29 protein-coding genes and 1 riboswitch are annotated in these 26,474 nt (G+C 38.7%); of the genes, 21 read left to right on the top strand and 8 right to left on the bottom strand.

The annotated features are described in order from the left end of the window. The first annotated feature begins 27 nt into the window (after positions 1–27). From ACH0CI_RS24115 to ACH0CI_RS24090, 6 genes are all read left to right on the top strand, one after another. Positions 28–1,566: a carbon-nitrogen hydrolase family protein gene (locus ACH0CI_RS24115; RefSeq protein ID WP_016762941.1), complete on the top strand. Its 1,539-nt coding sequence runs from the start codon at positions 28–30 to the stop codon at positions 1,564–1,566. 113 nt (positions 1,567–1,679) lie between these two features. Then, the gene (locus ACH0CI_RS24110) at positions 1,680–2,234 is read left to right on the top strand and encodes a glycerol-3-phosphate responsive antiterminator (protein WP_033580667.1); all 555 of its coding nucleotides are present in this window, start codon (positions 1,680–1,682) and stop codon (positions 2,232–2,234) included. A gap of 177 nt (positions 2,235–2,411) precedes the next feature. Then, positions 2,412–3,239, top strand: a complete 828-nt coding sequence (locus ACH0CI_RS24105) for an MIP/aquaporin family protein (protein ID WP_033580666.1) — start codon at positions 2,412–2,414, stop codon at positions 3,237–3,239. A gap of 67 nt (positions 3,240–3,306) precedes the next feature. Then, positions 3,307–4,797, top strand: coding sequence for a glycerol kinase GlpK (gene glpK / locus ACH0CI_RS24100; RefSeq protein WP_033580665.1), 1,491 nt, complete (start codon positions 3,307–3,309; stop codon positions 4,795–4,797). A gap of 186 nt (positions 4,798–4,983) precedes the next feature. Then, positions 4,984–6,663 (top strand): glycerol-3-phosphate dehydrogenase/oxidase, encoded by a 1,680-nt coding sequence (locus tag ACH0CI_RS24095; RefSeq protein ID WP_406902375.1) that lies wholly within the window; start codon positions 4,984–4,986, stop codon positions 6,661–6,663. A gap of 165 nt (positions 6,664–6,828) precedes the next feature. Further along, positions 6,829–8,583 (top strand): phospho-sugar mutase, encoded by a 1,755-nt coding sequence (locus ACH0CI_RS24090; protein WP_033580663.1) that lies wholly within the window; start codon positions 6,829–6,831, stop codon positions 8,581–8,583. Positions 8,584–8,617: 34 nt separating this feature from the next. Here the strand turns inward: ACH0CI_RS24090 and ACH0CI_RS24085 are convergent, their stop codons facing one another. Together ACH0CI_RS24085 and ACH0CI_RS24080 are read right to left on the bottom strand one after the other, a co-directional pair. After that, positions 8,618–9,226 carry a biotin transporter BioY gene (locus ACH0CI_RS24085; RefSeq protein WP_014461709.1) on the bottom strand — a complete coding sequence of 203 codons (609 nt, stop codon included), beginning with the start codon at positions 9,224–9,226 and terminating at the stop codon, positions 8,618–8,620. Between the two features lie 208 nt (positions 9,227–9,434). Further along, positions 9,435–9,686 carry a YhdB family protein gene (locus ACH0CI_RS24080; RefSeq protein ID WP_013055267.1) on the bottom strand — a complete coding sequence of 84 codons (252 nt, stop codon included), beginning with the start codon at positions 9,684–9,686 and terminating at the stop codon, positions 9,435–9,437. Between the two features lie 321 nt (positions 9,687–10,007). Here ACH0CI_RS24080 and ACH0CI_RS24075 point away from each other — a divergent pair, with 321 nt between their 5' ends. The 3 genes from ACH0CI_RS24075 (at position 10,008) to ACH0CI_RS24065 (ending at position 12,371) form a co-directional block, all read left to right on the top strand. Beyond that, positions 10,008–11,417: a SpoVR family protein gene (locus ACH0CI_RS24075; RefSeq protein ID WP_033580662.1), complete on the top strand. Its 1,410-nt coding sequence runs from the start codon at positions 10,008–10,010 to the stop codon at positions 11,415–11,417. 126 nt (positions 11,418–11,543) lie between these two features. Continuing rightward, complete coding sequence (locus tag ACH0CI_RS24070) at positions 11,544–11,873, top strand: antibiotic biosynthesis monooxygenase family protein (RefSeq protein WP_098112840.1); 330 nt, start codon at positions 11,544–11,546, stop codon at positions 11,871–11,873. Between the two features lie 66 nt (positions 11,874–11,939). Beyond that, on the top strand, positions 11,940–12,371 hold the full coding sequence (locus tag ACH0CI_RS24065) for an Rrf2 family transcriptional regulator (RefSeq protein WP_028412586.1): 432 nt from the start codon (positions 11,940–11,942) through the stop codon (positions 12,369–12,371). A 52-nt stretch (positions 12,372–12,423) separates the two neighbouring features. Here the strand turns inward: ACH0CI_RS24065 and ACH0CI_RS24060 are convergent, their stop codons facing one another. Continuing rightward, the gene (locus ACH0CI_RS24060; protein WP_406902374.1) at positions 12,424–13,419 is read right to left on the bottom strand and encodes an NADPH:quinone oxidoreductase family protein; all 996 of its coding nucleotides are present in this window, start codon (positions 13,417–13,419) and stop codon (positions 12,424–12,426) included. A 179-nt stretch (positions 13,420–13,598) separates the two neighbouring features. Here ACH0CI_RS24060 and ACH0CI_RS24055 point away from each other — a divergent pair, with 179 nt between their 5' ends. After that, a complete protein-coding gene (locus ACH0CI_RS24055) occupies positions 13,599–14,543 on the top strand; it encodes a nucleoside hydrolase (RefSeq protein WP_154992363.1) in 945 nt (314 codons plus the stop codon). Between the two features lie 34 nt (positions 14,544–14,577). Here ACH0CI_RS24055 and ACH0CI_RS24050 read toward each other — a convergent pair whose 3' ends face one another. The 3 genes from ACH0CI_RS24050 to ACH0CI_RS24040 are packed head-to-tail and all read right to left on the bottom strand — an operon-like array spanning position 14,578 to position 16,852. Further along, entirely contained in the window at positions 14,578–15,312 is a 735-nt protein-coding gene (locus ACH0CI_RS24050) for an amino acid ABC transporter ATP-binding protein (protein ID WP_034268049.1), read from the bottom strand. Positions 15,313–15,342: 30 nt separating this feature from the next. Next, entirely contained in the window at positions 15,343–16,047 is a 705-nt protein-coding gene (locus ACH0CI_RS24045; protein ID WP_034268046.1) for an amino acid ABC transporter permease, read from the bottom strand. Then, positions 16,031–16,852, bottom strand: coding sequence for an amino acid ABC transporter substrate-binding protein (locus tag ACH0CI_RS24040; protein ID WP_013081647.1), 822 nt, complete (start codon positions 16,850–16,852; stop codon positions 16,031–16,033). The genes ACH0CI_RS24045 and ACH0CI_RS24040 overlap by 17 nt, the downstream gene beginning before the upstream one ends. Positions 16,853–17,193: 341 nt before the next feature. On the opposite strand from ACH0CI_RS24040, the gene ACH0CI_RS24035 reads away from it, so the two are divergent. From ACH0CI_RS24035 to thiD, 9 genes are all read left to right on the top strand, one after another. Next, positions 17,194–17,592 carry a fluoride efflux transporter FluC gene (locus ACH0CI_RS24035; RefSeq protein WP_028412581.1) on the top strand — a complete coding sequence of 133 codons (399 nt, stop codon included), beginning with the start codon at positions 17,194–17,196 and terminating at the stop codon, positions 17,590–17,592. Then, the gene (gene crcB, locus ACH0CI_RS24030) at positions 17,593–17,979 is read left to right on the top strand and encodes a fluoride efflux transporter CrcB (RefSeq protein WP_028412580.1); all 387 of its coding nucleotides are present in this window, start codon (positions 17,593–17,595) and stop codon (positions 17,977–17,979) included. Positions 17,980–18,030: 51 nt separating this feature from the next. Then, positions 18,031–18,246 carry a hypothetical protein gene (locus ACH0CI_RS24025; RefSeq protein WP_013055279.1) on the top strand — a complete coding sequence of 72 codons (216 nt, stop codon included), beginning with the start codon at positions 18,031–18,033 and terminating at the stop codon, positions 18,244–18,246. Positions 18,247–18,404: 158 nt separating this feature from the next. Then, positions 18,405–18,506: riboswitch (TPP riboswitch) on the top strand. Between the two features lie 121 nt (positions 18,507–18,627). Beyond that, positions 18,628–19,251 carry a thiamine phosphate synthase gene (locus ACH0CI_RS24020; protein ID WP_028412579.1) on the top strand — a complete coding sequence of 208 codons (624 nt, stop codon included), beginning with the start codon at positions 18,628–18,630 and terminating at the stop codon, positions 19,249–19,251. Further along, positions 19,235–20,362: a glycine oxidase ThiO gene (gene thiO / locus ACH0CI_RS24015; protein WP_028412578.1), complete on the top strand. Its 1,128-nt coding sequence runs from the start codon at positions 19,235–19,237 to the stop codon at positions 20,360–20,362. The genes ACH0CI_RS24020 and thiO overlap by 17 nt, the downstream gene beginning before the upstream one ends. Continuing rightward, complete coding sequence (gene thiS / locus ACH0CI_RS24010; protein ID WP_406902373.1) at positions 20,359–20,562, top strand: sulfur carrier protein ThiS; 204 nt, start codon at positions 20,359–20,361, stop codon at positions 20,560–20,562. The genes thiO and thiS overlap by 4 nt, the downstream gene beginning before the upstream one ends. A 5-nt stretch (positions 20,563–20,567) precedes the next feature. Continuing rightward, positions 20,568–21,335 (top strand): thiazole synthase, encoded by a 768-nt coding sequence (locus ACH0CI_RS24005; RefSeq protein WP_013055283.1) that lies wholly within the window; start codon positions 20,568–20,570, stop codon positions 21,333–21,335. Continuing rightward, complete coding sequence (locus ACH0CI_RS24000) at positions 21,332–22,351, top strand: thiazole biosynthesis adenylyltransferase ThiF (RefSeq protein WP_406902372.1); 1,020 nt, start codon at positions 21,332–21,334, stop codon at positions 22,349–22,351. Before ACH0CI_RS24005 ends, ACH0CI_RS24000 begins: the two co-directional genes overlap by 4 nt. 22 nt (positions 22,352–22,373) lie before the next feature. Then, a complete protein-coding gene (gene thiD / locus ACH0CI_RS23995; RefSeq protein ID WP_406902371.1) occupies positions 22,374–23,183 on the top strand; it encodes a bifunctional hydroxymethylpyrimidine kinase/phosphomethylpyrimidine kinase in 810 nt (269 codons plus the stop codon). A gap of 30 nt (positions 23,184–23,213) precedes the next feature. Here thiD and gpmA read toward each other — a convergent pair whose 3' ends face one another. Beyond that, entirely contained in the window at positions 23,214–23,939 is a 726-nt protein-coding gene (gpmA, locus tag ACH0CI_RS23990) for a 2,3-diphosphoglycerate-dependent phosphoglycerate mutase (protein ID WP_028412574.1), read from the bottom strand. 181 nt (positions 23,940–24,120) lie between these two features. Between gpmA and ACH0CI_RS23985 the strand changes: the two genes are divergently transcribed. Continuing rightward, positions 24,121–24,441, top strand: coding sequence for an SPRY domain-containing protein (locus ACH0CI_RS23985; protein ID WP_406902370.1), 321 nt, complete (start codon positions 24,121–24,123; stop codon positions 24,439–24,441). Here the strand turns inward: ACH0CI_RS23985 and ACH0CI_RS23980 are convergent. Continuing rightward, the gene (locus tag ACH0CI_RS23980; RefSeq protein ID WP_406902369.1) at positions 24,358–24,978 is read right to left on the bottom strand and encodes an NAD(P)-dependent oxidoreductase; all 621 of its coding nucleotides are present in this window, start codon (positions 24,976–24,978) and stop codon (positions 24,358–24,360) included. The two genes, ACH0CI_RS23985 and ACH0CI_RS23980, sit on opposite strands and share 84 nt — an antisense overlap. Positions 24,979–25,162: 184 nt before the next feature. Between ACH0CI_RS23980 and ACH0CI_RS23975 the strand changes: the two genes are divergently transcribed. Further along, a complete protein-coding gene (locus ACH0CI_RS23975; protein WP_406902368.1) occupies positions 25,163–26,428 on the top strand; it encodes a hemolysin family protein in 1,266 nt (421 codons plus the stop codon). Positions 26,429–26,474: the final 46 nt, after the last annotated feature.

Here is a 26,474-nt window from a genome sequence, read left to right as displayed (position 1 = left end):
AAGAGAGAGAAAGGGTTGTTTTAGCGTATGTCTACAATAGATTTATCAAAATTCGAGAAAAAAATGATTATTCGTAACATCAAATCGGACGATATAGATGAAATTTTAGCACTTCAAAAGCTATCATTCCCGGGAATGGATCCGTGGAAAAAAGAACAGCTTGAAAGTCATCTGGCCATTTTTCCAGAAGGACAAATATGTGCAGAGTACGACGGGGAAATTATCGGATCTTGTTCAAGCTTGATTGTGAACTTTGATGAGTACGATGATCAGCATACGTGGGACGATATTACAGACGAAGGATACATTACAAATCATAACCCGGAAGGCTACAATCTGTATGGAATTGAAGTAATGGTTCATCCAAAGTATCGCGGCATGAAAATAGGACGCCGCTTATATGAAGCGCGTAAAGATTTAGCACGTGAATTGAACCTTAAAAGTATCATCATCGGAGGAAGAATTCCTAATTACCATAAGCATTCAGCTGAAATGTCGCCTAGAGAGTATGTAGAGCAAGTTATTCATCATAAAATTTATGATCCAGTACTATCTTTTCAGCTAATGAACGGATTTACGCTTATGCGTATAAACCCTGGTTATCTTCCTGATGACCTAGCTTCTAATAAGTATGCAACGCTTATGGAATGGAACAACGTAGATTATGTTCGCCGTTCAAAACGCCATTTTAAAACATCATTCCCAGTGCGTATTTGTGTTGTTCAGTATATGATGAAACAGATCAATTCATTTGAAGAGTTTGCAACACAGGTAGAATATTATACAGATGTTGCTTATGATGCAAAAGCCGACTTCTGCGTATTCCCGGAAATTTTCACAACTCAGCTCATGTCTTTCTTGAATGAAAAGATTCCAAGCAAAGCGGTTCAGCGCGTAGCAGAATATACGGAAGAGTACATTGAGTTATTTACTAACTTAGCGGTTAAATATAACGTAAATATTATTGGAGGATCCCACTTCGTCGAAGAAGATAATGGAGATATCTTTAATATTGCCTATCTATTCCGCCGAGATGGAACAATTGAAAAGCAGTACAAAGTGCATATTACACCTAATGAAAGAAAATGGTGGGGAATTAGCCCAGGAGATAAAGTTGAAGTGTTTGATACAGATTGCGGGAAAATTGCGATCCAAATTTGCTATGACATTGAATTTCCGGAGCTTGCTCGTATTGCTACAGATAAAGGTGCAAATATTATTTTTACACCATTCTGTACGGAAGATCGTCAAGGCTATCTGCGCGTAAGATACTGCTCTCAGGCTCGTGCGATCGAAAACCAAATTTATACGGTTATCGCAGGTACGGTTGGAAACCTGCCTGAAACAGAAAATATGGATATTCAGTACGCTCAGTCTGCTATTTTTGCACCGTCTGACTTTGAATTTGCACGAGACGGTATTGTAGGAGAATGTAACCCTAATATTGAAATGGTGGTTATTGGAGATGTAGATTTAGAAATTCTTCGTCGCCAGCGTCAATCAGGAACGGTTCGTCAATTAAAAGATCGACGCCATGACGTTTACAATATTAAATATAAAAAATAACGCAGTTTCTAAAAACATCATGCAAATGCATGGTGTTTTTTATTTCAACTTTTGCCATAATAAAAACTATTACAATGAATTTTGTGGACTAACCATGGAAAAGAGGGGAAAACATGAGTTTTCATGGACAATCGGTATTACCCGCTGTTCGAGATATGAAGCAATTGGAAAATTTTTTAGTAAGCAATTACGAGTACGGAGTTCTTTTAGACAATCAAGTGGGCATGCTAAAAGGAATTATGAGAGAGGTTCATAAGCATGAAAAAAAGCTAATCATCCATTTAGACTTAATTCATGGCTTAAAGCACGATGAGTATGCGGTTGATTTTTTGTGTCAGGAGTTTAAGCCTGCGGGGATTATTTCGACAAGAACAAACGTCATTTTAAAAGCTAAACAAAGAGGAATCTATGCCATTCAACGGGTCTTTTTATTAGACAGCACGGCTTTGAAGAAAAGCTACGAGTTAATGAAGAAAGTAAAACCCGATTATATTGAGCTTCTTCCTGGAATTGTGCCCACTTTAATCCAAGAAGTCAAAGCTGAAACAGGCATTCCAGTGTTAGCCGGAGGTTTAATACGAACCGAAGAAGAAGTTCGTAATGCTTTAGGAGCCGGGGCTTCTGCTGTTACAACATCAAATAGAGAACTGTGGAGTATTTCAACTTAAAAAAACTGTTTGACAACGCTTTCACCATCTAGTAAACTTCTAGATAAGTTAATAGTTGTGAGGGAGAATAGGAGATCCACGATATAGCCTTTTAATGATTTTATTAGGGGGATGTATGGTGGATTTTCTTATTTTCTTGTAATGTTAACCGTGTTTATACAAAGGGGAGGTATTTATATGCAAGCATTTTTAGGAGAAGTAATTGGAACAATGATACTAATTATCCTTGGCGCTGGTGTATGTGCGGGCGTCAATTTAAAAAAATCGTTTGCTGCTAATTCAGGATGGATTGTTATCACAATGGGGTGGGGAATGGCAGTAGCCATGGCAGCATATGCGGTTGGTAATATGAGTGGAGCACACTTAAACCCAGCGCTAACAGTAGCGCTTGCTATTACAGGTGATTTTCCATGGTCGCAAGTACCGATGTACATTTTAGCTCAGTTTATTGGAGCGATTCTTGGTGCAACAGTTGTTTATTTACACTATCTTCCACACTGGAAAGAAACAAAAGATGCTGGTACAAAACTAGGCGTATTTGCAACGGGGCCAGCAATTGCGAACCCATTTGCAAACGTTTTAAGTGAGGCGATTGGAACATTTGTATTAGTAGTAGGAATTTTAGCAATTGGAGCAAATAAATTTACAGATGGATTAAATCCTTTAGTAGTAGGATTTTTAATCGTAAGTATTGGTTTATCATTAGGAGGAACAACAGGGTATGCTATCAACCCTGCTCGTGATTTAGGACCTCGTATTGCTCATGCTATCTTGCCGATACCGGGTAAAGGCAGCTCGAACTGGAAATATGCTTGGGTGCCAGTAGTGGGGCCTCTATTAGGGGGATCAATTGGCGCAGTCTTTTATCAAGCAGCATTCTTAAATAAAATGTCTAACAGCTTATGGATTGTCTTAAGTATTGCAGTGATTGTTTTAGCGGTTATCTACGCGGTTTCTAAACAAAAAGCAGCGCAAATTCAATCAGCAGTAGTACCGAAAAAATGAATGCGCTTTACCATCTAACTATGTACAATAAAGAAACGACACTATACAGAGAATAGGGGATATTGATATGGAAAAATTTATTTTATCTTTAGACCAAGGAACAACGAGCTCACGAGCAATGTTATTTAATAAAAAAGGTGAAGTTGTGCATGTAGCTCAAAAAGAGTTTACGCAGTACTTTCCAAAACCAGGTTGGGTAGAGCATAATGCAAGTGAAATTTGGGGTTCTATCCTTGCTGTTATCGCATCTTGTTTATCTGAGTCAGGCGTTCACGCGGACCAAATTGAAGCAATTGGGATTACGAATCAGCGTGAAACAGCCGTAGTATGGGAAAAAGCAACAGGAAAACCCGTGTATAATGCTATCGTATGGCAGTCTCGTCAAACGTCTGGTATTTGTGAAGAATTAAAGGCAAAAGGATTAAACGATACGTTCCGCGACAAAACGGGGTTATTAATTGACGCATACTTCTCTGGAACGAAAGTAAAGTGGATTTTAGATAACGTAGAAGGTGCACGAGAAAAAGCAGAAAACGGTGAATTGTTATTTGGAACAATTGATACATGGTTAATTTGGAAGTTATCAGGCGGAAAAGCGCATGTAACGGATTACTCAAATGCCTCTCGCACGCTTATGTTCAATATCTACGATTTAAAATGGGATGATGAACTACTAGATATTTTAGGAGTACCAAAATCTATGCTTCCGGAAGTAAAGCCTTCTTCTGAAGTATACGCTCATACAGTAGATTATCATTTCTTTGGTCAAAACATTCCAATTGCTGGAGCAGCAGGGGATCAGCAAGCCGCTTTATTTGGACAAGCGTGCTATGAAAAAGGAATGGCGAAAAACACGTATGGAACAGGTTGCTTCATGTTAATGAATACGGGTGAAAAAGCAGTTAAGTCGGATCACGGTTTGTTAACTACATTAGCATGGGGGATCAACGGCAAAGTAGAATACGCGCTTGAAGGCAGTATTTTTGTAGCAGGATCTGCTATTCAGTGGCTTCGCGACGGTTTGAGAATGTTTAAAAATGCGGCTGAAACTGAAAACTATGCAACACGAGTAGAGTCTACAGACGGCGTATATATTGTGCCAGCTTTCGTAGGACTTGGAACACCTTATTGGGACAGCGATGTACGTGGAGCGATGTTTGGATTAACTCGAGGTACAAAAAAAGAACACTTTATCCGTGCAACGCTTGAATCATTAGCTTATCAAACAAGAGACGTATTAAGCGCGATGGAAGCAGACTCTGGAATTACATTAAAAACATTGCGTGTAGACGGAGGAGCAGTTAAAAATAATTTCTTAATGCAGTTCCAAAGTGATGTGTTAGATGTTCCTGTTGAGCGTCCTCAAGTGAATGAAACAACCGCTCTTGGGGCAGCATATTTAGCGGGTCTTGCGGTCGGCTACTGGAAAGATTGTGATGAAATTGCGCAGCAGTGGAATATGGAAAAATCTTTCGAACCAAATATGGAAGAAGAACAACGTGAAGAATTATATAGCGGCTGGAAAAAAGCCGTACATGCAACAATGGCTTTTAAGTAATTATTTGATGAAAATCCTTTAATTAAAAGCGCATGTATGATATAATGTATTCAAGTTAATAAATTGGTTGGAGAATCGGAGAGACCACAGATCCATATGTAGGTATACTATATATGTGATTTGTGGTCTCTCTTTTTGTATATTGGAAAATTTTGATATCTTTGAAAAATGAAAGGGGAATGACGTATGTTTTCAAGTCAAACACGTTCGAATAAATTGGTAGACATGACACAAAATCAATATGATTTATTAGTAATTGGTGGGGGAATTACTGGGTCAGGTATTGCACTTGATGCGACTCATCGAGGCATGAAAACGGCATTAGTTGAAATGCAGGATTTCGCAGCAGGAACATCTAGTCGTTCAACGAAGCTTGTTCACGGCGGTCTACGCTATTTAAAACAGTTTGAAGTTAAAATGGTAGCCGAAGTTGGTAAAGAACGTGCCATTGTATATGAAAATGGCCCTCATGTAACGACTCCGGAGTGGATGCTGTTACCTTTCCATACGGGTGGAACATTTGGGAAATTCTCAACTTCAATTGGATTGCGCTTATATGATTTCTTAGCAGGAGTAAAACGTGCAGAGCGCCGCAAAATGTTTAGCGCAGAAGAAACGCTTAGACGCGAGCCACTAGTGAAATCTAAAGAGTTAAAAGGCGGCGGTTACTACGTTGAATATAAAACAGATGATGCACGTTTAACGATTGAAGTAGCTAAAGAAGCTGCCGCAAGAGGAGCAGATTTAGTCAATTACACAAAAGTGGAAAACTTCATCTACGATAAAGGAAAAGTAGTAGGGGCTGTTGTTCGCGATCAGCTTACGAATAAAGAATATAATATCTATGCAAAAAAAATCGTCAATGCTTCAGGTCCATGGGTGGACACGCTGCGTGAAAAAGATAATTCAAAAAAAGGCAAGCAGCTTCAATTAACAAAAGGAATTCACTTAGTTATTGATCAAGAGCGCTTTCCGTTAAAACAAGCCATTTACTTTGATACACCTGACGGACGTATGGTATTTGCAATTCCGCGTGATGGAAAAACATACGTAGGCACAACAGACACGGTCTATAAAGAAGACGCTAGACATCCGCGTATGACTGTAAAAGACCGTCAATATGTTATTGATGCGATTAACTATATGTTCCCAACGGTTGATATTACAGTAGACGACGTAGAATCAAGCTGGGCGGGTGTTCGTCCACTTATTCATGAACAAGGAAAAGATCCTTCTGAAATTTCGCGTAAAGATGAAATCTGGACATCAGAATCAGGTTTAATTACAATCGCTGGAGGGAAATTAACTGGGTACCGTAAAATGGCTGAAATTGTCGTAAATCGCGTAGCTGAAGATTTTAAAGCAGAAGGACGCGAATTTGAAAGCTGTCAAACTAAACATTTACCGATTTCTGGAGGTAATGTAGGAGGTTCAGGCGGGTTCCCAACGTTTGTAGAGCAAAAAGTCAAAGAAGGCATCAAACTAGGGTTATCACGTGACGCTGCTGAAAAGCTTGTAAAACGCTATGGCTCAAACGTAGACAAAGTATACCGCTACATGATTGAACGTCCGGATCAGCTAAAAAACAGCGACCTTCCAGCTAGTGTATTTTTGCAAATTCAATATGGCATAGAAGAAGAAATGGTTTCAAAACCAGTGGACTTCTTCATTCGACGTACGGGCGCTTTATTCTTTGATATCAACTGGGTAAGAAGCTGGAAAAAACAAGTGATTGCTCATATGGCCGAAGAGTTAAAGTGGACGCCTGAGCAAACAAAAGCTTATACCGATGAATTAGAACAGCACCTTCATGACGCAGTTGTGCCAGTAGATGAAAAAGTTAACCGTATGACAGGTATTTCATGATAAAATAAAAAAGTACCTCAAAATTTGTCAATACAGCCATAATATAATAGCAGGAAGTCAAATTTTGACGAAGAAATATAATATGACTGTTAAAAAAAGAGAAAAACGATTACTCGTTTTTCTCTTTTCATACATATTTACATTTATATAAGGGGGCTTTTTTTTATGAGTTGGAAAGAAACGTATACATCTTGGATTAATCACCCAAATTTAGATCCTGAATTACGTCAAAATTTGGATGCAATCAAAGGTGATGAAAAACAATTAGAAGATAGTTTTTACAAAACATTGGAATTTGGAACAGGCGGAATGCGTGGAGAAATTGGAGCGGGTACAAACCGTATGAATACGTATACAATCCGAAAAGCTTCTGAAGGCTTTGCTGAGTACATTAAACAAGCTGGCGAAGAAGCTATCAAGCAAGGCGTAGTCATTGCATATGATTCTCGCCACAAATCGCCTGAATTTGCGATGGAAGCAGCAAAAACATTAGCAAGTCACGGAATTAAAACGTATGTATTTGAAGAGCTAAGACCAACACCTGAACTTTCATTTGCAGTGCGTGAGTTAAACGCATTTGGAGGTATTGTTATTACAGCGAGCCACAATCCTCCTGAATATAATGGATACAAAGTATATGGTCCAGACGGTGGTCAGCTGCCGCCAAAAGAAGCTGATGAACTAGTTGGCTTTGTAAATGCTGTGGAAAATGAACTTACATTAGCTGTTCAATCTGAAGCGGAGCTAAAAGAAAAAGGTCTTATTGAAATGATTGGTTCAGCGATTGACGAAGCATACAATGAGAAACTAAAAACGATTTTAATTAATCCAGAGCTAGCTTCTGAAACAGGTAAAAACTTAAAGGTAGTTTTTACACCTCTACATGGTACAGCTAATAAGCCAGTTCGCAACGCGCTTCAATCCATCGGTTACGAAAATGTTACGGTTATTGAAGAACAAGAACTTCCTGATCCGAATTTTTCGACGGTTAAATCTCCGAATCCTGAAGAGCCGGCTGCATTTGAATATGCTGTTCGTAAAGGAAAAGAAATTGATGCAGATCTCTTAATCGCAACGGATCCAGATGCAGACCGTTTAGGAATTGCTGTCAAAGATCCAAGCGGCGAATATGCGTTATTAACAGGAAATCAAACCGGTGCTTTATTGCTTCACTATTTGCTTTCTCAAAAGAAAGAAAAAGGCGTGCTGCCTGCTAATGGCGTTGTGTTAAAAACGATTGTAACGTCAGAAATTGGCGCACAAATTGCTCGTTCATTTGGATTGCAAGTTGTTGACACTCTAACAGGTTTTAAATTTATCGGTGAAAAAATTAAGCAATATGAGCAAACGGGCGAGTATACATTCCAATTCGGTTATGAAGAAAGCTACGGCTATTTAATTGGTGACTTTGCTCGTGACAAAGACGCTGTACAAGCAGCCATTCTAGCGGTAGAAGCTTGTGCTTATTATAAAAAGCAGGGCATGACGCTATATGAAGCGCTTCAGCAAGTGTTTACTAAATATGGTTTCTATCGTGAAGGTCTGAAATCTTTAACGCTTAAAGGAAAAGAAGGATCTGAGCAAATTCAGCATATTTTGGCTACATTTAGAAATGAGCCTCCTACTGACATTGCAGGGTTAAATGTTTCGGTTGTAGAGGATTATACATTAAGTGAGCGCCAGCATATTAAAGCAGGAAAAGTAGAAGAGATTACATTACCAAAATCAAATGTATTAAAATATATCTTAGAGGACGGTTCTTGGTTCTGCCTTCGTCCGTCTGGTACAGAGCCAAAGGTGAAGTTCTATTTTGGCGTTGTGTCAGAAGATGAAGCAACGAGCATTGCCCATTTAGAAGCTGTACAAACAGCTGTAATGGGTGAAGTGGAGCGTGTACTAGATAAAGTGAAAACGGTATAAAAATAAAGCCTGCTCAAACTTGAGCAGGCTTCTTTTATGATACTTTATTTGATTGCGTATTTGACAAATATGAAGAAGATCGTAGAGCTTTATAAATTCTCGGAGCAAGCATAGCCCCAAGAACAGTGAAAATAAGATCCTTTACAGCAAACCACGACATAATCTTCCAAGCAGCTGCATATGTCATTGCAGGAGCTTCAAGCCAGTAGTTAACCGCTATATACATATACGTAGTACCAATTAAATAAATAACGGCAATACCAACCAGCGATGAAATTAAAAAGATAGAAAAAGTCGGCTTGCCGCGCATTTCCATAATTTTTCCTGTGATAAATGCAGCGACAATATAAGAAAGCAAAAAGCCGCCGGTGCTTCCAAATAAAATACCAATTCCTGCTTTAAATTGAGCAAATACCGGAGCGCCGGCAATGCCAATTAATACATATACAATCATCGAAATAGAACCCATTCGGCTCCCAAGTAAAAGTCCTGCTAATATAACAAAAAAAGGCTGAAGCGAAAGAGGCACGCCGCCTACTTGTAAAAAAGGTGCCCAAGAAGTAATGTTTGCACCAATAGCCATAAGAGCTGCAAACATACCGGCTAATGTTAAATCTAATGTGCGAAACCTTTTAGTATTCATATATGTTCCTCCCAGTATGTACTGAAATATCTTAGCGTATGTACTGAAGATTGTACGTCGAATTCACTTTTATGTCAACGATAAAAATAAATATGTTTACATATATTATTTGATGTTTTTTGAAATGAAATATGCATATTTTTAATGCAACATAAAAAAATAAAGAAGGGAATTCATCCCTTCTTTGTCCAAGTGTGTATCAAAAATACTAGTACAATGATTCTTCCAGAAGCTCCGGGTTGTGCTCCGAATATTCCGTTGCATGATCAATGTAGCGTAGTAAAGAATAAAGCTCTTCTTGAATGATGCGGTAGTTTCGTTCAAAATTGTAGGCGTGCAAAAAATGTTCAATCTTTTTTGAAAGAAAATCGTCGTCTGTTCGAACCATTAAAATTAATAAGTTATCCCATTGTGAACGGTGTGTGTAATATAAAGCTCGATCATAATCAATTACATCCATTAATAACGTTCCTCCTTTTGAGGAGTTGAAATTAGTGTATGATATTTGCGGGAATTCTTACGCTGTAAATGTTGGGCAAAAGACCAGTGCATAATTAAAAGAGGTTGTAGTCATTATGTAAGAAGAATAAACGTACAGCACCGGATAAATGATAAGAAAGGCAAAGAATAACGAAGCGTAACAGTTACATTACATCCATTATTTAAGACAACTAAATAAAAATCCCCTTTTCTTGAAAAAATAAAGCTTCTTTTTGATGAAAACACATGAATTGACATGTTTGTACATAGATTGAAGTAAGGAGTGAAAGGGGGAGCTGTCGTGAAAGAAGCAGATTATAAGCAATTATACCGTGCGATTGATGAAATTACGGAAATAGCTAGCGGTTTCGGTTTGGATTTTTATCCGATGCGCTATGAAATTTGCCCGGCAGATATTATTTATACGTTTGGTGCATATGGGATGCCAACTCGTTTTTCACATTGGAGCTTTGGAAAACAATTTTACAAAATGAAATTACACTATGATCTTGGTTTGAGTAAAATTTATGAATTAGTTATCAATTCAGATCCTTGTTATGCATTTTTATTGGATTCCAATGCGCTTATTCAGAATAAATTAATTGTAGCTCACGTGTTAGCTCACTGTGACTTCTTTAAAAATAACAGCCGTTTTGCCAACACTAAACGGGATATGGTAGAAAGTATGGCAGCGACCGCTGATCGAATTAAAGAATACGAAGTAAAGCACGGTAAGCGTGAAGTAGAAAAGTTTTTGGATGCTGTCTTATCGATTCAGGAACATATTGATCCGTCTCTTATGCGTGCCAAGCTTTCTTGGAGCATAGATGATGTAGAATCATCGGAAGAAGAAATCACTTCTCCTTATGATGATTTATGGAATTTGGATTATAAAGAAAAGAAAAAACCAAAACCTCCAAAGTCTTTTAAAAAATTTCCGCCTCAGCCTGAAAAAGACATCTTATTATTTATTGAAGAATACAGTCCTTATTTAGAGGATTGGCAGCGGGATATTTTAACGATGATGCGAGAAGAAATGCTTTATTTCTGGCCGCAGCTTGAAACAAAAATTATGAATGAAGGCTGGGCTTCTTTCTGGCATCAACGCATTATTCGAGAAATGGACTTAACGAGTGATGAAGCGATAGAATTCGCGAAGCTAAATGCAGGGGTTGTGCAGCCGTCCAAGACGGGAATCAATCCATATTATTTGGGATTAAAAATCTTTGAAGACATTGAAGAACGCTACAACAATCCAACCGAAGATATGATTCGCCGGGGCGTCGAGCCCGGGTCAGGAAGAGAGAAGATGTTTGAGGTACGTGAGGTTGAATCAGATATTTCCTTTATCCGCAATTACTTAACAAAAGATTTAGTTATGCGGGAGGATATGTACTTATTCCAAAAACAAGGAAAAGACTATAAAATCGTCGATAAAGAGTGGACAGAAGTTAGAGATCAGCTTGTTAATATGCGCGTAAACGGAGGATTTCCTTACATCACAGTAACCAATGGAGACTATTTAAAAAATGGAGAGCTCTATTTAAAACACTGGTATGAAGGAATTGAATTAGATGTCAAATACTTAGAAAAAGTGGTACCTTATGTTCATCAGCTTTGGGGCCGCCCCGTTCATTTAGAAACGATGATGGAAGGCAAGCCAATTGCCTTCACGTATGACGGGAAAACAGTGCATCGAAAACATTTATAAAAAGGAGACCGCTTAAATAGCGGTCTTTTTGTGCTTCTGTAATTTTATTATCCATATAAATTGAAAAAATAAAATTACTATGCAATAATTTAGTGAGAATCATTTTCATTTAGAAAGGGAGATAAGATGTTTGTTGTAAACGCAAGTTTTGAAACAGAAAAGAAATTTGAAGAACAGCTCAAGCAAAAAGCTAAGAAAAACAAAACAGAAATCGAGGAAGCCAAAGGAAATTTATCGTTCGAATGCTGGAAAAAAGATTCCGCGGATAAAGTCGAATATGTCTTTGTATCAAAGTGGGAAGACAAGCAGTTCTTTCAAGCGTGGATCTCAAGAGAAGAACATGTGAACGAACATAAAGAAGCGAATAAAAAGAAAACGAAAGCATTTTCTGAAGCTATGGAAATCAAGAAAACGCTGCGTTTTTATGAGGCGGTAGAAGAAGACATTCTTTCCTAAAAAAGCACGCTTGACTTTCATAAATGTTGTAACTATAATGATTACAACAAAATAGGAGTGAGAGTAATGAAAATTAGCAGTCGATTCACCGTGGCCGTTCACATACTGTCTTTAATTAAAGTAGATAGCAGTCATCCTAGTACTTCAGAGTGGGTTGCTAGCAGTGTAAATACAAATCCTGTTGTTATAAGACGAGTAATTGGGATGTTAAAGAAAGCTGGACTTGTGGGCGTAAAAGCCGGAGCTGGCGGAGCTTATCTATTGAAAGATTTAGAAGAGATAACGTTGTTAGACGTTTATCGAGCGGTAGCGGCTGTGGAAGAAGGAGAATTGTTTCAAATGCATGAAAATCCGAATGTGGAGTGTCCTGTAGGAGCCAATATTCAAAGTGTCCTTGAATTGATTCTAAAACGTTCTCAAGATGCCATGGAACAAGTCTTAGCCGATGTGACGATGAAAGAATTAGTGACGGATTTAATAGCAAAAATAGATGCATAATAACATGCGTCTGTTCGTAAAAAAACGGAGAAACCTAGGTTTCTCCGTTTTTTTATAGCTTCACAATTGTTCGTCCTCGAGCTTGTCCTTTTAATAAAGTCGGAAGTACCTCAGGGAGCTGTTGTAGTGAAATTTCCTGCTGAATGAAAGGTTCAAAGCTTTCAGGCTTAAAGTCACTAGCGAGTCTATTCCAAATCTCTTTTCGAGTAGGCATTGGACAGTAAACAGAATCTATGCCGAGTAAATTAATCCCTCTTAAAATAAAGGGAAAGACGGTTGTTGGCACTTTGCCTCCAGCTGTTAGCCCGCTGACAGCTACAGAGCCTCCGTACTGAATTTGACTGAGAACAGAAGCTAGGGGCTCTCCCCCCACAGGATCCACCGCAGCGGCCCATTTTTGTTTGCCTAATGTTTTTAATTTGCCGTTATAAACATCTTCACGCGCTACAATAGAGGAAGCGCCAAGCTCTTTCAAATAAGCTGCTTCCGAGCTTTTTCCCGTACTTGCTTCCACTGTGTAGCCTAATTTTGAAAGAATGGCAACCGCAAAGCTTCCTACACCTCCCGTAGCCCCTGTTACAAGCACAGAGCCGTTAGATGGACTAGTATGGTTTTCCTCTAAGCGATGCACAGATAAAGCAGCTGTAAAGCCAGCTGTTCCGATAATCATTGCTTCTTTTAACGTCAAATTTTCAGGAAGAGGGACAATCCATTCGCTGCGTAAGCGCGCATACTCACTGTAGCCTCCAAAGTGTGATACGCCAATGTCATAGCTTGTTGCGATGACACGATCACCTTCTTTAAAATCAGGGCTGTCAGAAGATACAACGATTCCTGCTAGGTCAATACCTGGAACAAACGGATAGCTTGTCACAATATTGCCGTTTGCGATGCTGGCTAAGCTATCTTTATAGTTCACCCCTGAATAATGAACGCGAATAAGTACATCGCCTTTTGGCAAATCGTTTAGCGTCAGTTCTTGGACAGACGCCTCCACTTGTTCTTCACCTGTTTTATCTACTACTAATGCTGAAAATGATTGCTTCATTTTATTTCTCCTTTCTATACCGAGATGTATATGCCTATACATAGATTACCTTATTTCTATACCCATTATAGAAAATAGTAAAAGAAGTTCATAATACTTTGATTACCAAAGAGGCCATTTCATTATAAAATAGTGGTACAGCTATTACGTAGCGATACATAGAAAAGAGGAGAAGAGACATGAGCACAAACATATATTTTAACCATGATGCAGGGATTGATGATTTAGTATCCCTTTTTTTACTGCTGCAAATGGATGATGTAAAGGTAACGGGGGTATCTGTCATTCCTGCTGACGGATACTTAGAGCCAGGTATCAGCGCAAGCCAAAAAATTATTGATCGTTTTGGAAGTTATGATATCGAGGTAGCCAAATCTACTTCACGTGGTATGAACCCATTTCCAAAAGAATGGCGCATGCATACGTTTTATGTAGATGCACTGCCAATTTTAAATGAAAAAGGGAAAGTGCAAACAAAAATAAGTCAGCTGCCTGCTCATGATCATTTAATTGAAACATTGCAGCACACAGACGGAAAAACGACTTTATTATTTACAGGACCGCTAACTGATTTGGCAAGAGCACTTGAAAAAGCGCCGGAAATAGAAGAGAAAATTGATAAGTTAGTGTGGATGGGCGGTACATTTCAAGAAGTAGGAAATGTGCAGGAGCCTGAACATGATGGAACGGCGGAATGGAATGCTTTTTGGGATCCAGAAGCAGTAGCAAGAGTATGGGAAAGCAGCATTAAAATTGAGATGGTTGCTTTAGAAAGCACGAATCAAGTTCCATTAACGCCGGCTATTCGCCAAATGTGGGCTTCACTTCGCAGGTATGAAGGAGTAGACTTTGTAGGGCAGTGCTACGCGGCTTGCCCGCCGCTTGTGCATGTTGAAACCAATTCGACTTATTATTTGTGGGATGTACTCACAACAGCATTTACAGGGAATTCAACACTTGTGAAGGTAAAAACCGTTTCGAGTATTGTGTATACGGAAACACCAAGACAAGGAAGAACAGAAATTTCTGAAGAGGGGCGACCTGTAGACGTCGTGTATGACGTCACAGCTGAAGCATTCTTTACGTACATTACAGAGTTAATGAAAAAAGCAGTAGCCAAATAAAGAAAAAGGTTGCACGTGAAAATGTGCAACCTTTTTAATGAATCATATTCAAGAATTGACGTGTTCGCTCTTGTTGAGGATTTGAAAATATTTGATCCGGTGTACCTCTTTCCATAATGACACCTTGATCCATAAAAATAACTTCATCTGCTACTTCGCGGGCAAAGCGCATTTCATGAGTTACCACAACCATCGTCATTCCTTCTTTCGCCAGGTCTTTCATGGCCTGAAGAACGTCTCCTACAAGCTCAGGGTCAAGAGCTGAAGTAGGCTCATCAAACAGCATAACTTTTGGGTCCATCGCCATTGCTCTGGCGATGCCAACACGCTGTTGTTGTCCGCCTGATAGCTGGAAAGGATAAAAGTCAAGCTTATCTCCTAAACCAACTCGTGTTAATAATTCTTTCCCTCTTTTTTCTGCTTCTTGAGTAGAAATGCCTTTTACAATTACAGGACCTTCCATAACATTTTCAAGCGCAGTTTTATGAGGAAACAAGTTATAGTTTTGAAAGACCATACCTGTTAGGCTTCGAAATGAAGTAATGTCTTTTTTACGAACAGGTTTGGTAAAATTCATGCTTTTTTTATCAAGTTCAATTGTACCGTCTGTTGGGATTTCTAACAGATTTAAGCAACGTAAAAAAGTAGTTTTACCCGATCCAGAAGGGCCGATTAATACAATTACTTTGCCCTGTTCAACTTCCAAATCAATCCCTTTTAATACTTGCAAATCACCGAATGATTTATGCAAATTTTTGATATTAATCATATAAAAAACTCCTTTAGCTACTTGAAACGGTTATTTAGACACGTAACGATCTAGTCTTATTTCAATACGTCCTTGGATAATGGATAAGATTGTACACATAACCCAGTACAAGAGCGCTGCTTCACTATAAAGAAGTAAAAACTCATAGTTAGTTGAAGCAATTTCTTGAGCTTGACGGAACATTTCAGAAACAAGAATAAGCGATGCAAGTGACGTGTCTTTAATAAGACTAATAAAAGAGTTAGATAATGGCGGAATCGATACACGTGCTGCTTGCGGTAAGATAATCCGTCTTAACGCTTGGGAATAGGTCATACCGAGTGAGTAGCCAGCTTCCCACTGTCCTTTAGGAATAGATTGAATCGCTGCTCGGATAATTTCAGATGCATACGCACCTACACTTAATGAAAATCCAATAACAGCAGAGATGAATGGGTCAATTGTTATATCTAAGTTAGGTAATCCGTAGAAAATGATAAATAATTGCACAAGCAAAGGTGTTCCACGAATAATTGACACATATACACGTGCAATTATGTTTAATATCTTACTTGAAGACAAGCGAGCAAGTGCTGTTAAAACAGCTAACACAATGCCTATGGCAAAGCTTATTAATGTTAGTGGAATAGAATATTGAATAGCTCCCTTTAGCATTGGTAAGAGAGATGATTGAGCGATTGAAATCAATTGATTCAATCGCTCTCCATCAGGAAAAATATTATTTAGGAGAAACATCTTCGCCAAACCATTTCTTAGAAATTTTTGCGTATGTTCCGTCTTTTTTCATATCTTTCAATGCTTTGTTTACTTCATCCACTAACTTACCGCTGTCTTTTCTAAACATAAAGCCGCTTGCAGCACCATCGGATTTTTCATCCGCGATTTTGATAGGTGCGTTAGGGTGCTTTTTCTTATAGTCAAGGAACGATAATTTATCGTTGATTGTAGCATCAACACGGTTTGCGCTCATTAGTTCTACTGCTTGAGCAAAACCTTCAGCACTCGTAATGTTTGCACCATAAGATTGAGCCATGTCTTTGTAGTTACTTGTTAATGACTGTGCTGATTTTTTTCCTTTTAAATCTTTAAATGATTTGATATCTTTTTCGTCTTTACGAACAATTAATACGGCGCCTGACTGGATGTATGGGTCAGAGAAATCGTATTTCTTTTGACGATCTTCACGAATACCCACTTCATTAGCAATCATGTCAAAGCGTTTAGCATCTAATCCGGCAAACATGCCATCCCACTGTGTTTCTTTGAACTCAGCTTTTACGCCAAGACGTTTAGCTACTTCTTGAGCCAATTCTACATCAAACCCAGTTAGCTTTTGTTTGTCATCATGAAAAGTGAACGGAGGGTATGTACCTTCAGTTCCAATTGTTAATACGCCATCTTTTTTCACTTTATTATATAAATCCTCTTGTGAAGATTTATTGTCTCCATTGTTTGCTTCATTTTTTGAGCTAGAACCGCATGCGGCAAGCACAACTGTGAAAGCTAATAGTAGCGACAAAAGTGCAGCAAATTTCTTCATTTTCTAAACCCCCTAGTATTCTGATAGGAAATGATACTCTGTGATACTAAACAAGAACACAGCAAAAGTCAACAAAAAAAACTTATACGATTAATGTGACTTAAAATAAGGGAAATATACCTTCTATACACGGTTTGTCATAAGGATACAGAAAGATTTTAAAATTTGGATTAAGTGGATTTTTAAGGGATATTTGAGGAGTAAAAAGGAAGTTTCATGCGACGATTTTCTCTTTCATTTTTTCATGACTTTTGGTGCAATAAACATATAGTTAAATGTTAAGGTAGAAATAAATTCCTTATGGTACACTTAAAGAAGAATTTATGAAACGGAGCGATATGATGAAAGCCATAAACTTAATCTCAATTGCCTTTGGTGCTATCGCTGGTACATATGCGCGTTATTTGCTAAATCTTTCCTTATTATATACGGGCTATCCAATAGGAACGGTAATTGAAAACCTATTAGGAAGCTTCATACTAGGCCTATTAACAGGATTTTTTGCGTGGAAAAAGCCAAAAGAATGGATAAAGCTTGGACTAGGAGTTGGCGTGTGCGGCGGTTTTACAACGTATTCAACCTTTGCAGGAGACGTCATTTCTCTCACTCAGCACCATTTATTTTGGGGAGCCATTTATGTCATTGTCTCTTTAGTAGGTGGAATCCTTCTTGCTTTAGCAGGCTATCTATGCGGTGAAGCGGCAGGGAAAAATTTAGTGAAAGTACATGAGGTGAAGTAAATGAGCATAGTGAGCTTGGCACTTGGCGGGGCAGCTGGAGGAATATGCCGTTATCTTTTGGGTTTAAAAGTTACAAAAACAGTTTCAAACCCTCCTTTTCCAGTCTCAATGCTGTTTGTAAACTTGCTCGGGGCGTTTGGGCTTGGTCTTTTTTACGGTAGTTATTATGGAAAGGTTCCGAGTCATGCTTATGATGATTCAATATTTTTAATGATTGGCATTGGGTTTTTTGGTGCCTTTACCACTTTTTCAACGTTTAGTGTGGAAACCGTACAGTTAATTCGGGAAAAATCTTATCGGAAAATGTTGGCGTACGTGGGGATTTCAGCATTTGGAACAGTTGGTTTATTTACAGTCGGTTTACTGGCAGGAACGTTTTTATTATAAGTAAAGAGAACGTTTCTAGTAGGGAAAAACAAAAAGACGGAGAAGTAGAGAATGGATAGAAAAGCAGAAGTTTGGAAATACATTTTGTTGATTGTAGCTGTTGCAGGTCAGATCATTGGTTTTTTATTTTTATTTATAAATGTTGTGGCGGCATTTATTTTTTACGGTTTTTATATTCTAACTTTTATTATGTTACTCCTGCTGTTTATATGGGATCGGAAAAAGGAAAAAGACAAAGAAGAATTTGACGACTATACCGATTACTAACTATATAAAAAGCAGAATGATTCGGTGCGCCGGGCCTCTTAGTAAAGAAGCTTAAAAGATACATCTATAAAAGGAAGAGAGCCGTAAGAGCATAAAGAGATATTGTATTTACATCTAGTTGTGTTATAATTTTAAGTGCAAAAACAAAATCAATAAATAGCAATCACTAGGGGAGCTTTTTGAAGCTGAGACGGATGTATTTCGGACCCTTTGAACCTGATCTGGTTTGGACCAGCGTAGGGAAGTGGCGATCATGTTTACATAACGATGCATGCTAACCACTCTACGTTGTAGAGTGGTTTTTTGTATGTAATAAAGCCCTCTGCACAAGATGAAGTGATTGAAATTTCTCTTTATTCTGAATGGAAAGGTTTCGATCATGTGGATATTCCTAAATTTCATGTCATTACAACAGATAAGCAGCCAATCGAAGAGCTTCAAAAAATTTTAACGGCTATCGCGCCTTTTGCGGGCGCCATTCATATTAGAGAAAAAAAGAAAACGGCAAAGCAGATTCAATGTTTACTAGAAAGCCTACCATTTTGTCGCTCTAAAATTATTGTGAATGACCGAGTTGATGTAGCGCATGCTTTAAAAGCAAAAGGTGTACAGCTTGCCTATCATAGTTTAGACGTTTCGTTTGTTATAGACGCATTTCCTTCTCTTATTGTTGGAAAGTCAGTTCACTCTGTGGAAGAGGCTTTAGAAGCTGAAAAAGATGGTGCTCACTACATTTTATACGGACATATTTATTCAACACATTCAAAAAAAGAATTAAAAAGTCGAGGGATAGCGGCACTAAAAGAAGTAGTAGACGCTGTGCAGATACCGGTTATTGCCATTGGAGGAATTACACCTGTAAATGCCAAAGAGGTACTTCAAACAGGAGCACACGGTATAGCCGTGATGTCTGGTGTCATGCTTGCGCAAGATCCCCTGAAAGCGATTAAACAATATTCTCATATATGGACATCTGGAGGTGGAGAAAATGAAGCAGCATTATGATGTACTGTTAATCGGAGGAGGTATAATCAGCTCTTCTATCGCTTATCATTTGTCAAAACAAGGAGCGTCAGTAGCTATTCTTGAACGCAATCAAGTTGGTTGTGAAGCTTCAAGTGCAGCCGCTGGTATTTTAGGTGCTCAAGCTGAAATTGATGAAGAAGGTCCTCTTTTAGACCTTGCTATTAAGAGCAGAAGCATGTTTCCTGAACTGGTGAAGGAACTAAAAGAAAAAACGGCTATCGACGTAGAGCTCATTCAAAAAGGCTTATTAAAAGTCGCTGTAACAGAAGAAGATGCACACGTATTAAAGAAAAAAGCCGCTCAGCACCACCGGTGGGACAAAGATGTAAGATGGATCGATGTAAAAGAAGCGCGTTTGTTAGAACCCGGGCTCTCTCCAGACATATACGGAGCCATTACAATACCGGGAGACGGCCAGCTAGCTCCGGCTAAGTTAACACAAGCTCTTGCTCATGGAGCCTTGTATCACGGAGCAGATGTATTCGAATACTGTGACGTTCACTCTCTTATTATGGAAAATGAAACAGTAAAAGGGGTACAGACGTCCAAAGGCTCTTTTTATGGAGAAAAAGTAGTGATTGCAGCAGGCTCATGGGCTAAACGCTTTATTTCTTCTGAACATTTAGGCGAGGTGTTTCCTGTAAAAGGAGAGTGTATTGCTCTGCAAAGTCATAAGCCCCTGCTTTCTAAAACGATTTTTTTAGATGAAGGTTTTTACTTAGTCCCTAAGACTGGTGGAAGAATCGTAATCGGGGCAACTAAGCTGCAGCATGATTTTACTAAGACCGTTTCTGCACAAGGTATTCAATTTTTGCTGAATAAAGCTTCTGCGCTTCTGCCGGCCATTAAAGAAGCCACATTTGAAAAAGCATGGGCTGGTCTTCGTCCACAAACAAATGATGGCTGGCCTTATTTAGGAGAGCACCCTGAAATAGCGAATCTGCACATGGCTTTTGGCCACTACCGAAACGGTATTTTATTAAGCGCTGCAACTGGAAAAATTATGGCTGATGCTTTGTTAGGGAAAAAGCCGAATCATTCATTTTTTACATCATTTCAGCTAACGAGAGCAATGGAGGGAGTTCATTGAATCTAATTATTAACGGTAAGACCGTCACTGTTGGAGATGAAATTGAAACGGTCGAGCACTTGCTTCAGGCTCAGAGCCTGCATGAACGAGTTGTAATTGTTGAATTAAATAAGAACATTTTACAAAAAAAAGAACATAGCGATGCATGCTTAAAAGATGGAGATACATTAGAAGTTGTTTCATTTGTAGGAGGAGGATGAAGAGTATGTTAAAAATTGGACAATATACATTTAATTCACGTTTATTATTAGGAACAGGGAAATTTCCGGACTTTACGACTCAGCGTCAAGCGGTAGAAGAGTCAGAAACAGAAATTTTAACATTTGCTGTTAGACGAATGGATATTTTTGATCAAAATCAGCCCAATTTATTAGAAGCGCTTGATGTGAAGCGTTTCACTCTTTTGCCTAACACTGCTGGAGCAAAAAATGCAGAAGAGGCCGTACGTATTGCTAAATTAGCAAAGGCTTCTGGACTTTGTGACATGGTGAAAGTAGAAGTAATTGGATGTGATAAGACGCTGCTTCCTGATCCAGTTGAAACATTAAAAGCTAGTGAAGAACTGTTAAAAGAAGGCTTTACCGTTTTACCTTACACATCAGATGATGTTTTACTTGCGCGTCGTTTAGAGGAGTTAGGCGTACATGCCATTATGCCAGGAGCGTCGCCTATCGGTTCAGGTCAAGGTATTATTAATCCGTTGAACATGCGTTTTATCATTGAACAATCAACCGTTCCAGTAATTGTAGATGCAGGTATTGGAACGGCGTCAGACGCAGCTCAAGCTATGGAGCTAGGAGCAGATGGTGTGTTATTAAATACAGCTGTTTCAGGAGCAAAAGATCCTGTAAAAATGGCTCGTGCTATGAAGCTAGCGATTGAGGCAGGAAGGGCAGCATTTGAAGCAGGACGTATTGAAAAGAAACAATATGCAACGGCAAGCAGTCCAACAGAAGGGATGAGTATCGGTTGATTAATCGTTATTCCCGCCAAGAATTGTTTCAACCTATTGGAAAAGGCGGACAGCAGCAAATTCAAGAAAAGCATGTTCTGATTGTAGGAGCAGGTGCTCTTGGAACAGGGAACGCCGAGGCCCTTGCACGAGCGGGAGTAAAGAAAATAACGCTCATTGACCGCGATTATGTAGAGTGGAGCAACCTTCAGCGTCAGCAATTGTATAGTGAAAAAGATGCTGATAAAAGAATCCCAAAAGCAGTTGCCGCTAAAAAAAGGCTTCACGATATTAATCATGATGTAAAAGTAGAAGCCCACGTAGCGGACGGTACCCCTCAAGTTTTAGAACAGCTTGTTGATGGGGTAGATGTTATGATTGATGCAACCGATAATTTTGACACACGCCTTGTAATGAATGATTTATCACAAAAATATGATATTCCTTGGATTTACGGAGCATGTGTAGGAAGTTACGGAATTAGTTATACTATCATACCAAGTGAAACACCGTGTTTATCCTGTTTGCTTGAATCTGTACCGCTTGGAGGGTTAACGTGTGATACAGTGGGGATTATTAGTCCTGCTGTACAAATGGTAGTCGCTCATCAAGTAACAGAGGTGCTAAAAATATTAGTTGGAGACTGGAATGCGCTCAGGAGGGAACTTGTTTCGTTTGACGTATGGAAAAATGAGTATACGAGCATCAATGTGAACGTGTTTCGCAAATCTGCTTGCCGCTCATGCGGCAGTGAACAAACGTATCCCTTTTTACAATATGAAAATCAAACGAAAACAGCTGTGCTATGCGGAAGAAACACGGTACAAATCCGTCCGGGCAAATCAGCCAAGCAGCCGCTGCAGTCTTTAGGTGAACGATTAAAAGAAAAAGGATATAAAATTGAACAAAATCCGTATCTGCTTTCTTTTTATGTAGATGATTACCGTTTAGTGATGTTTCAAGACGGGCGCGTCTTTGTCCATGGAACAAACGACATAGTAGAAGCAAAGTCACTTTATCATCGGTATATTGGGTAAGAAAGAGATGGAGGTTTCAAGCATGACAGTACCAAAAGCATTAACCATTGCTGGATCAGACAGCGGTGGAGGAGCAGGCATTCAAGCAGATTTAAAAACATTTCAAGAGCGTGACGTTTTTGGCATGTCTGTTATTACAGCTGTGACTGCACAAAATACAGTTGGCGTTCAAGGAGTTTATCCTTTAGAAGTAGAAGCAGTTGAAACGCAGTTAGATTCAATTGCGACTGACTTATTTCCTAATGCAGTGAAGACAGGTATGTTGTTCAGTGCTGATATTATTTACGCAGTGGCTCGTAAAATCAAACAGCACGGACTGCAAAATGTTGTAGTTGATCCCGTTATGATTGCAAAAGGCGGTCAATCTCTTCTTCAAAGAGAAGCTATACAGGCTCTAAAAGAATTATTGCCCCTTTGTGAAGTCATTACGCCGAACATACCGGAGGCGAAAGTTATCACGGGGAAAGAAATTCACACGATTGAAGACAGAAAAGAAGCGGCAAAACAGATGCATGAGCTAGGTGTAAAGCACGTGGTAATTAAAGGCGGACATGACCAATCTCATCAAGATATGATTGATCTAGTGTATGATGGTCATACGTATGTTGAAATCAAGCATGAAAAGATGAATACAAAGCATACACACGGGACGGGATGCACGTTTGCTGCTTGCGTCACGGCTGAACTAGCGAAAGGCAAAAGCGTAGTTGAAGCAGTTCAAACCGCTTCGGATTTTGTTCACTATGCGATTAAGCATACGCTTGAACTTGGTTCGGGACACGGTCCTACTAATCATTGGGCGTATAGAAAATACTTTCGTTCAAACATATAAAAAAACGTGCCTACAATCTAGGCACGTTTTTTATGAAGAAGGAATATGTGTCGGAATCTCTCCATCGATGCCTAAATAATAATGTCTAATGGGCTTTAAATTATCATCAAGCTCATACACAAGCGGTACGCTTGTGGGAATATTCAAGTTCGCAATGCCATCAGGTGAAATGTTATCCAAATACTGCATCAGAGCTCTAATCGTATTACCGTGAGCGGAAATAATAACCTTTTTGCCAGCTTTAATAGAAGGAGCAATAGTTTTGTTCCAATATTCTAGAACCCGCTTTTCTGTATCGGCTAAGTTTTCCGTTACAGGAAATTGTCCCTTGGCTAATTCCTTATACTTAGGGTTGGAAGCTTCATAGCGAATATCTGTTGTCTCTAAAGCAGGAGGGCGTTCGTCCATCGACCTTCTCCACAAATGCACCTGCTCTTCTCCAAATTTTTTTGCGGTTTCTTCTTTGTTCAAACCTTGAAGAGCCCCGTAGTGTCGTTCATTCAGTCTCCAAGATTTATATACAGGAATCCACATGAAGTCCATTTGATGTAAGACAATCCATAGAGTACGAATGGATCGTTTTAAAACAGAAGTATAGGCGATATCAAAAGCATATTCGTTTTTCTTTAGCACTTTTCCGGCTTCTCGCGCTTCTTGCAATCCATTTTTAGAAAGGTCTACATCCGTCCAGCCTGTAAATTTATTTTCAAGGTTCCATACGCTTTGTCCATGCCTAATCAACACAAGTTTTATCATCATGTTCTCCTTTCAACAGTGACTAAGGACTCTATTCTTTTTTATTATGAGAAGGAAAGTGTTTTTTATCCTAAAGCCGGGGAAAGGAGTTTTTAACATTTAGAAAAAGTGATGCTGAAAAGTAAAGCTTTAACTTTTTTACGCATATGATAAAAATAAAAAAGGGAAGGGAAGATAGTGGATGAGTGACCAAGAACGTCAGATTCAAGCGCTACACGGCCAGATTGAAGATTTAAAAGAAGAAATGTATCAGATGAAGCTTGATATTAGCACATTAGAGAAAGAAAAAGGAAAGCCTGTTTTGACACCGTCTCTCGTTGGTCAAATAGGAGGTTTTGTTCTAGGTGGATTAGCTATAATTGGTATTTTTTTGGATGTAGAACTTTTCGTTTTGAAAACGAAAAGTTCTCCTGATTTTTCAATAAGCAATTCCAACGCGGCATTTTGGGAATTTTTGAGCCCATATTTCATGGTAGGTAAAGTGAGCGGTATCTCCCGTTGAAATTTTAACGGCATCTGCTGGCAAAATATCTTTTTCCACTCGGTATGTGCCTGTTACTTCACCATCAGGCAAGTAGGTTGGGCATATAACGGTCCAGTTTAGGTCACTTTCCTTCAAGTGTAAGTATCCTTTTAAATGATCTTCTGCTGCTCTGGTCGTTTTACGCTTTGATTCATTTGATTGAAAACGATACTTTTCCGGTTCTGTTCGTGACTGTAAAATACCTGCAGTTCCGATAGTAAGAATACGATGAACGCCGTAATGCTTCATGCTGTTTATAATAAGCGGAATACTTTTTGAAATGGTCTCTGCACCATCTGTATTTAACGCGCTGACTACGATATCTTGGTGCTTGAGGGCAAAGCTGATATTTTCTTGATTAAGGACATCGCCTTGTAAGATATGTAGGTTTGGATGACTAATCTTTAACTTATTGCGGTCTCTAACAAGTACCGTAACGTCGTTTTCATCTTTTAGCATCATTTTTAATAAAGACTGTCCAACTCGTCCTGTTGAGCCTAATAGTAAAATTTTCATTGGTTGCACCCCTCTATAAAAGATAGTATCTATTCTTTAGAATATACAATTTGTATACTTATTCATAATAAAAAGCATGCGTAGCATAAAGTAATACAAAGTTGATGAAGAAAATATTCAACATCAAAAAAATTTGATATGATAAAAAGACAGAAAAATCAAAAAATAGGAGAGTGAATGTCTTTTGGGAGACTTGCCTCTGAATCAAATGATGATATTAGTCGTTTTGCTTATGTTATCAGCTTTCTTTTCATCTGCTGAGACAGCCTTTTCAAGCGTAAATAAAATTCGTTTAAAACATTACGCTGAGAAAAAATATCGAGGAAGTAAAAAAGCGCTGCATATTGCTGAACACTTTGAGCAGACGCTATCGACAATTTTAGTAGGAAATGTTGTCGTAAACATTGCTGCGTCCTCTTTGGCAGCTAAAATTGCCCTCGATGTGTTTAAAGGAAACCTAGCACTTGTGATTAGTATCATCGTTATGACCATCATCATTTTGATTTTTGGTGAAGTCTTACCGAAATCGTTAGCGAAAGAGCATGCCGAATCTTTTGCGCTGATGATTTCTTCCTTGTTATTTCTTATTATTAAATTATTAACCCCGATTTCCTTCTTATTTTTACAGGTGAGAAAAGGAGCTTCTCACTTGTTAGCGTCTGCTCCCACACCAACGATCACAGAAGATGAAATTAAAGTGATGGTAGATTTAAGCGAAGAAGAAGGAACGATTAATAATATTGAAAAAGAGCTAGTTCATCGTTCACTCAATTTTAATGACATTGTGGTGGGGCAAATTTTAAAACCTAGAATAGATGTCACAGCAGTTGACGTAAATGCTGATATTGATTCGGTTTGTCAAATGTTTCTTGAAGAGAGATATTCGAGAGTCCCTGTATACGAAGATCATATTGATAACATTATTGGTATTTTATCAGAAAGAGAATTTTTAACCTGTTTAGTCCAAAGAAAAGAGATTTTTATTCGTGATTTGTTGAGACAACCTATTTTTGTAGTAGAATCCATGAAAATATCTGTACTATTGCCAGAGCTTCAAAAAAGTAAGGTGCACATGGCAATTGTAGTTGATGAGTTTGGTGGAACGGCCGGTCTTGTGACCTTAGAGGATATATTAGAAGAAATTGTGGGAGAGATTTGGGATGAACATGATGAAGCTGTTAAGTATGTACATCAGATAGGGGAAAAGGAGTACGAATTTAACGCAGACATCCCTATTGATGAATTTTTAACCTATGTAGCAGTTAGTTCTCCTGACAGTACGTGCCATACCTTAGGGGGATGGATATATGAGCAGTTTGATCATATTCCTGCTAAAGGAGACTTTTTCTCATATGAAGAGATATTGTTTACCATTAAGGAAGTAGAAAATCGACGCATTCGCAAAGTTTCTGTAAAATCATTTGCGAATAAGAATGATGAAGCTGATTAAAAGAAATTAGAAAGCGCTCCAAGAGATCTTGGAGCGCTAAAGCCAT

The organism is Priestia sp. 179-F W1.4 NHS (assembly GCF_045369295.1).
In the GTDB taxonomy this organism is placed as follows: Bacteria; Bacillota; Bacilli; order Bacillales; family Bacillaceae_H; genus Priestia; species Priestia zanthoxyli.
The sequence above is the reverse complement of the archived record's forward strand: the minus strand, read 5'-3'. Positions and strand labels throughout refer to the sequence as shown.